This window comes from Mycobacterium sp. TH-M25 (genome assembly GCF_057473665.1).
The window spans coordinates 1-6,438 of record NZ_JBYCLA010000047.1; the positions used below are offsets into that span (position 1 = coordinate 1).

At 63.6% G+C, this 6,438-nt stretch carries 6 protein-coding genes, 3 pseudogenes and 1 other annotated feature; of the genes and pseudogenes, 3 read left to right on the top strand and 6 right to left on the bottom strand.

Going from position 1 to position 6,438, the window contains the following annotated elements; translation table 11 throughout:
- Window positions 1-506: organomercurial lyase (gene merB / locus AC2VOU_RS01860; RefSeq protein ID WP_486955830.1), on the top strand; the 506-nt coding region annotated here is incomplete at its 5' end.
- Here the strand turns inward: merB and AC2VOU_RS01865 are convergent.
- The 3 genes and pseudogenes from AC2VOU_RS01865 to AC2VOU_RS01875 all read right to left on the bottom strand — a co-directional run bounded on the left by AC2VOU_RS01865 (window position 503) and on the right by AC2VOU_RS01875 (window position 1,617).
- Window positions 503-712, bottom strand: a complete 210-nt coding sequence (locus AC2VOU_RS01865; RefSeq protein ID WP_486955831.1) for a hypothetical protein — start codon at window positions 710-712, stop codon at window positions 503-505. The genes merB and AC2VOU_RS01865 overlap by 4 nt on opposite strands.
- Window positions 709-1,200: pseudogene (locus AC2VOU_RS01870) on the bottom strand (transposase); the annotation flags it as partial. The gene AC2VOU_RS01865 and the pseudogene AC2VOU_RS01870, both read right to left, overlap by 4 nt.
- Window positions 1,201-1,314: 114 nt before the next feature.
- Window positions 1,315-1,617: a tyrosine-type recombinase/integrase gene (locus AC2VOU_RS01875; RefSeq protein WP_486955835.1), complete on the bottom strand. Its 303-nt coding sequence runs from the start codon at window positions 1,615-1,617 to the stop codon at window positions 1,315-1,317.
- A 53-nt stretch (window positions 1,618-1,670) separates the two neighbouring features.
- Between AC2VOU_RS01875 and AC2VOU_RS01880 the strand changes: the two are divergent.
- Window positions 1,671-2,611: pseudogene (locus tag AC2VOU_RS01880) on the top strand (IS3 family transposase); the annotation flags it as partial.
- Window positions 1,943-2,071 (top strand) — a sequence feature (AL1L pseudoknot). Its footprint overlaps the pseudogene before it by 129 nt.
- A gap of 91 nt (window positions 2,612-2,702) precedes the next feature.
- Here AC2VOU_RS01880 and AC2VOU_RS01885 read toward each other — a convergent pair.
- From AC2VOU_RS01885 to AC2VOU_RS01895, 3 genes are read right to left on the bottom strand one after another with little or no spacing between them, the layout of a single operon-like run.
- A complete protein-coding gene (locus AC2VOU_RS01885; RefSeq protein WP_486955832.1) occupies window positions 2,703-3,743 on the bottom strand; it encodes a tyrosine-type recombinase/integrase in 1,041 nt (346 codons plus the stop codon).
- Window positions 3,743-4,693 carry a tyrosine-type recombinase/integrase gene (locus AC2VOU_RS01890; RefSeq protein ID WP_486955833.1) on the bottom strand — a complete coding sequence of 317 codons (951 nt, stop codon included), beginning with the start codon at window positions 4,691-4,693 and terminating at the stop codon, window positions 3,743-3,745. The genes AC2VOU_RS01885 and AC2VOU_RS01890 overlap by 1 nt, the downstream gene beginning before the upstream one ends.
- Window positions 4,690-5,889 carry a tyrosine-type recombinase/integrase gene (locus AC2VOU_RS01895; RefSeq protein WP_486955834.1) on the bottom strand — a complete coding sequence of 400 codons (1,200 nt, stop codon included), beginning with the start codon at window positions 5,887-5,889 and terminating at the stop codon, window positions 4,690-4,692. Before AC2VOU_RS01895 ends, AC2VOU_RS01890 begins: the two co-directional genes overlap by 4 nt.
- A 163-nt stretch (window positions 5,890-6,052) precedes the next feature.
- On the opposite strand from AC2VOU_RS01895, the pseudogene AC2VOU_RS01900 reads away from it, so the two are divergent.
- Window positions 6,053-6,391 (top strand): annotated as a pseudogene (locus AC2VOU_RS01900) (integrase core domain-containing protein); the annotation flags it as partial.
- Between the last annotated feature and the right edge of the window lie 47 nt (window positions 6,392-6,438).

Below are 6,438 nucleotides of genomic sequence, written 5' to 3' on the forward strand. Positions count from 1 at the left end.
AGGGTCGCATCGTCGGCCACGGATTGACCCTGCGCCCGAGCCGGCACCGGTTCACCCTCGACGGCGCGGAGCTCTACACCTGGTGCGCCCTAGACACCTTGATCTTCCCGCGCATCCTCGACCGGGACGCCCACATTGAGTCGGTCTCCCCGGCTTGTGGACAGCCAATCCGGTTGACCGCGGGCCCGCGCGGGATCCGCGACCTCGAGCCAGCCACCGCCGTGGTGTCACTAGTCAACCCCGACGACCTCAGCGAGATCCGCTCCTCGTTCTGCAACCAGGTGCACTTCTTCACCTCGGGTGACGACGCCCAGTCCTGGCTCCAGACAACCCCTGGCGGCCAAATCATGCCGGTTACCGCCGCCTTCGACTTTGCTACGCAGCTGACCACCGCGTTGCTCGCAACCTTGCCACCGCAACACGAGCCGCAGGCCGCCGCCCGCGATAGTTGCGGTCAAGTCCCCGGGGGTGGTGTAACGGCTGATCCTTCGATTTGGTGGGGTTAGAAGGGGTAGTCGGGGTCGGTGCTGGTGGTCTGACCTCCTGTCGTGGGTTGCCATCCGCTGTCGGGGTCGCAGAAGTCCTCGGGCCATGGCGCGGGGACGCCGCGCTCGTCGTACCAGCCGGTGTGACCGGTGTCGGCGAGTTGGTCGAGGTAGGCTTGGCGGGTCAGCCCTGGGCCGAATTCGCTTGGTGTGCTTGAGTTTATCATGCTGCGGGCTCCAGTTCGGGCAGGCCGTTGGCGGCCGGCGGAGCGGGTGCGGGTTCGGGTTCGGGGTTGCCGACGGCAGCGGCCCGAGCCAGGACATCCAGGCCCAGGTAGCGGCGGCCTTCAGCCCATTCGTCGTGTTGTTCGGCCAGGACGGCTCCGACCAGGCGGATGACGGCGTCACGGTCGGGGAAAATACCGACAACGTCTGTGCGCCTGCGGATTTCGCGGTTGAGGCGCTCGTTGGGGTTATTCGACCAGATTTGGCGCCACAGTTCCTTGGGGAACGCGGTGAACGCCAGGATCTGTGCGCGGGCATCATCGAGGTGGGCGGCGACGGCGGGCAGCTTGTCGGTCAGCGCGTCGACGACCCGGTCGAACTGTGCGTGCACCGCTTGGGCGTCGGGCTGGTCATAGATCGAGTGCAGCAGCGCTTTGACCCATCCCCAGGAGCTTTTCGGGGTCACGTCCATCAGGTTGGCGGCGTAGTGCACCTAATGCCGATGTCGGCATTAGGTGCATTACTCCGATCTTCTGGTTATGCCGACGTCGGGGTGGCCGGTGCTGGTAGGGACGTTTTCCGTGCTGCCGATATCGGCATAATCTCAGAGGTTTTCGAGGAAGGCGATGAGAGTGTCGGGCGGGTGGTAGCGCCCAGTTTGACTGGTGACCGGGGTGGTTCGGTCGAGAGCGCGTTGTTTGAGAATGAGGTCGGCCTCGAGGTAGATCTGTGTGGTGGCAATGTGGACATGGCCGAGCCAGAGCGCGATGACGGTGATGTCGATGCCCGCGTGGAGAAGTCGCATGGCAGCGGTGTGCCGTAGGACGTGGGGCGTGATGTTCTTGTCGTTCAGTGATGAGCAGGACGCTGCGGCGTTGGTGGCGTGAACGTTGACTCGTTGGGCGATGGTGAACCGTCCCCGGTTTTATGCGCACTTCCTTTGTTGGGAAGGATGGCGCGATGCCGAGCAAGTACGACGAGAACACCAAGGCCAGGGCGGTGCGGCTGGTCCGCGAACACCGCGAGGACTACGACTCAGAGTGGGCAGCGATGAAGGCGATCGCGGGCCGGCTGGGGATGAACGCCGAGACGCTTCGCAAGTGGGTACGCCAAGCCGAGATCGACGCCGGTGAAGCAGCAGGGGTGTCCAGCGAGGAGAGCCGGGAACTGCGGGAGCTACGCCGCAAGACCAGGGAGCTTGAGGCAACGATCGAAATCCTCAAGGCCGCAACAACTTTCTTCGCGCGGGAGTGCGACCCGCTACACCGCTGATCTGTGCGTTCATCGACGAACACAAGGAGCAGTTCGGGGTCGTACCGATCTGCCGCGCCCTGGGTATCCAGGGCGCGGCGATCGCCCCGCGCACCTACTGGGCGCACCGCTCGTCTGCACCATCGAAACGGGCTCTGTGGGACACCACGATCACCGAGATCCTGGCCGGCTACTACGAACCTGATGCCGACGGTAAACGCCCACCGGAGAGCCTGTACGGCAGCTTGAAGATGTGGGCGCACCTGCAGCGGCAGGGTATCCCGGTGGCGCGTCGCACGGCGGAACGGATTATGCGGCATAACGGTTGGCGAGGCGTCATGCGTGCTCGCCGCCCGCCGCGCACCACCGAGCGCGACCCGGCTGCGGGCCGGGCGCCGGACCTGGTGAGCCGCAAATGGCGCGTTAGCGCGCCCAATTTGCTGGACGTAGCTGACTTCACCTACGTTGCGCTGGACACCGGTGGGTTCGGCTACACCGCGTTCGTCGTCGACGCCTACGCTGGGGTGATCGCGGGCTGGGAGTGCTCGATGGTTAAAGACACCGGATTCGTCGAGCGCGCGCTGCGCCACTCTGCGGTCTTCCGGGCCCGTCAAGGCCATCCATTCAACGACACAATTCATCATAGCGATTATGCCGATGTTTGCGTTAAGCCGGGGATCTGCGCGCATGGCCTGCGCTCGCCGGGGTTGTTGGTGGATTTCTCGGCTTAACGTTTCGCGGTTATCGCAGACTGTAGAGGGTGTGGAGTTGGTCTTCGGTGAGCGGCTCGGTGGCCGCGGTGTTGATGGCGGGGGTGGCGGCGTTGATCGCTTGACGCATCATGTCCAGGGTCGCAAACGCGTAGAACGCTGCTGTGGTGGAGGTGTTTTCGTGGCCGAGGAGACGCATGATGATCGGCAGCGGAATGCCCTGCTGGTAGAGATCCATTGCCTTGGTTTTGCGCAGCAGGTGGCAGTGGATGTTCGCCGGGATCGAACGGCATTGAGCACGAGCGGATTCGGCGGCTTGTTTGAGCACGGCGGCGATGGTGTCAGCGGACAGTTCGGCCGCTCGCCCGCGGTGCAGACTGTAGAACAACGGCCTGTTCGCGGGGAGTTTGGTGATGTTGGGGTGGAACTCGTCGAGGTAGACGTGCAGGTGCTCGACGGTCTTGTCGGTGAGCGGCACGACGCGGGTCTTGTTGCCCTTGCCGGTGAGCACGATGTGCCCGGGCTCGGTCAGGTGAAGATCCTGCAGGGTCAGGCCGGTGAGTTCGCCCACGCGGGCGGCGGTGTCGTAGAGCAGGATCAGCAGCATCCGGTTTCTGCGAGATTTCGCTGTCTGTCCGGTGAACGCGGCAAGGATCGCCCGGGTTTGAGCTTCGGTGAGGTACTCGATGGGCTTGCGGGGGCCAGCCGGCGCTTTGAGTGCTTTGGCTGATTGGCTGAGCGCGACGAGCGTGAGATCTTCATAGGCCGCGTAGGTCAGGAACGCTTTGACCGCACTCAGGCGCAACGTGACGGTCTTGGGTGTGTAGTGCCGCTGATCGGTCATCCAGGCCAGCCATCCTTTGAGGTGCTGGCGGTCGAAGTGATCGAAGCTGACACGGTCGCGTCCGATGTGCTCGGCCTCGTCCAGGTAATCCAGGAAGCATTCCAGGCTGATCCGATAGGCCTCAATCGTTTTCGGCGATAGTCCTCTGGTCTTGGGCATGTAGGCGTGCAGATAATCGCGGGCGAACCCGAAGAAGTCCGGTGCGCCGGTATGCGGGTCGCGTCTCATCAGAATCCCACCTGCGGTAGCAGGGACTGGCGTTGGGCGGTGATGTCGGCGTAGGCGGCCATGAAATCGGGCGAGGTGTGCACGTAGTAGTACGTGCTCTCAAAGGTCCCATGCCCCATGTAACGGGACAGGTAGGGCAGCATCGCGGTGACGTCGTCGCCGGCGGTCATCCATCGGTGGATATTGGCGTAGGCGAAGTGATGCCGGAAATCGTAGGGTCGTGGCTGCTGGCCGGCCCCGGGTCGGGGCAGCCCGGCCGCATCCCAGATGCGGCCGAACACCTTCCCGACCGTTGCCGTGGTCACCTGGTTGCCGGTAGCGGAGACGAAAAACGTCTCGCGCGCGGCGAACTGCGCGCGCGAGATCCGGTCGCAGCTGTCGAGGATCGCGATGACCTGGTCAGTCAACGGCAGCCTGCGGCTGCGATGGCCTTTGGACCAGATGATGTCGATGTGCCCACCAGCAAGGTCGACCTGTCCGGTCTGCAGGGCGCGGGTTTCCCCGGTCCGCAGCCCGCACGAGTGCATCAGGGTGAAAAACGCCACCGCCTGCCATCGCCACGGGCATGGCGTCTGCAGCTGGGCGGCGGCGGTGAAGAACATCTCGATCTCATGGCGGGACAACAGATAAGGGTGGGCGGCGACGAACGGGGATTTCCACCGATCGGAAAGCACATAGGCGTCGGGGATCGCGTGCATCGTCATCCAGCGGCCGAGGTCACGGATGTAGGACATCCAGGACCGGTAACGGCCGCACCGTTGCAGCTGAACACCGACCCAGCCTTCAACAGTGTCCTTGTCGAACACCGTGCGGTCATGGGCGGCGCAGTAGGCATCGAACTGTTTCAAATACCAAATACGAGACGCGCCAGTGAATCCCATGTTCGCCTTGAACGCCAGGTAGGCATCCAGCTCGGTGGCGAACGCGCTGGTGAAGCCGTGGCCACTCATGACCGCACGGCTTCTGGGACCGGCAGGACGCAGCCGAGCAGACGCGGCCGGTCCACACTCATGTAGAGGTTCGTCGATTCTTCACTGGCATGGCCGAGCACTGCCGCGATCGTCGGCAGCGGGACCGCCGCGGCCAGCAACCGGGATGCGGCATTGTGGCGCAGCAACCGGGTTCCCGCCCTCACCTCGCGCACTCCCGCTTTCCGGAATGTCTCCACGGTGACTCGGTGCACCGTCGCGTGATCGCCCAGCCGGGTGTGTGGGGCTTTCAAACGCAGGAACAGGTGATCATCGCCGGAGCTTGGCCGTTCGTCGAGAACATAGGAGGCCAGCTTGCCCAGCAACAGCGCTGGCAACGGCAGCGTTAGCGGGTTGCCCGTCTTCTGCTGCACCAGACCGATGGTGCGCCCACGCCAGTCGACATCACCGAGCCGCAACGCCACGATGTCACAGGCCCGCAATCCCGTCGACAACGCGAGCAGCGTGATCGCCGCGTCTCGCGCGCTGACCACCCCCGACGCACACGCGCGAACAACCAGCCCTTGGTCGGCATCCTCCAAGACGGGCACTATCGCATGAAAGCGTTTGATACCAGCTAGATTCAGCGCATTGACCAGATCAGTGCGGCCAGTGAACTTCAGGAACGGACGAAAGTTCGACACCACCCAAAACAGCGACGACTTGGCCCACCGATCCAGTAAGGATTCCAAAAACGCCAGAACAGTGGCGCCATCCGCATCGCCCAGCACAGCGATCCCGCGTCCTTCCAGGAACACCAGGTAGCTCCGCGCCACCCGTCCATAGGCCTCACAGGTGGCCGGCGCCAGACCGCGGTGGCCCATCTCTGCCTCCCAAGCGGCGTCCAGCCCAACGAAGTCGCTGCCCGCCGGCCGTGGACCTCCGCCGCCGCGCCCACGAACCGACAGGTCCACCTCGCCGGTCTGCACATAGGAGTCGAACACCGTCACCAAACGCCGGTAATCGAACCGGCGCTGAGCGCTGAACCGACCGGTGCGCACACTGGTCGTCATCGACGCGAACTCCGCACCCAACTCGGCGGAATACTCACGCCCCGAGGCGAACTCAGTGAGCGCCTTGATCGTCTTCGCGTACTGACCAACTGTCGATTCCATATAGCCGGCCGCACGCAGCTCCGCCACGACAACCGCGCCGATCCCACTGACCGTCGTATCCATGACCGTCTCCTTCCACAGACGTAGAGATACGACGGACGTTAACCACGACCCGAAACGTTAAGCCGAGAAATCCACCAACAACCCCAGCGAACGCAGGCCATCTGCGCAGATCCCCGGCTTAACGCAAACATCGGCATAATCAGTATTAAGCCGAATTCGGCTTAACTCGGACGCCGGAAGTCAGTACACTGCAATACATTACGGCGAGACGCTGATGTTGGAGGGACTGATCCCCTCGATCGGGACCGTCGGCGACGCTCTGGACAACGCACTGTGCGAAACCACGATCGGGCTCTACAAAACCGAGTGCGTACGCCCAGGCTCCCCGTTTCGCACCGGACCGATCCGTACCCTCGCCGACCTGGAGAACATGACCTCGGCGTGGGTTAGCTGGTACAACACCGCCAGGCTTATGCACCGCCTGGGCCGCATCCCACCCGCGGAAGCCGAGGCCGAGTACTACGCTCGACTTCGGGCCGGAAAGCACACCGGTCACACGTAACCAGGTGTGCATGAAACCGGGGATGCTTCAATGGAGTCCGGGCTCAT